This is a genomic window from Bacillus sp. SIMBA_154 (genome assembly GCF_046536015.1).
GTDB lineage: Bacteria > Bacillota > Bacilli > Bacillales > Bacillaceae > Bacillus > Bacillus pumilus_P.
The window spans coordinates 1-248 of sequence record NZ_JAWJBV010000514.1; the positions used below are offsets into that span (position 1 = coordinate 1).

At 35.9% G+C, this 248-nt stretch carries 1 protein-coding gene; it reads right to left on the reverse strand.

Translation table 11 applies throughout. The features are described from left to right. Positions 1-248, reverse strand: a 248-nt coding sequence (locus tag R0K30_RS22960) for a GmrSD restriction endonuclease domain-containing protein (protein ID WP_410613274.1), incomplete at both ends; no start/stop codon positions are given.

A 248-nucleotide genomic window follows, 5' to 3' on the forward strand; every position in this document is an offset into this window, starting at 1 on the left:
CCAAACTCTATTGCTTAAAGAGGAGTTTAATTGAGATGACACTAGTATCAAGTTACCCAAAGTATGAACAAGGGTATTTCTAGCATAAATATTTTCATCCCATCCAGTAGTGTATGTTTGAGGTGCAACGTGTTCTAAAGATAGGTTTCTCTCATCATTATACATATCGGATGTCAAGCATGAGTTTAATGCTTCTTTACCTTTTACAAGCAGTCCAGGGTTCTGAAAGTCTTCTACGGTATTATGAT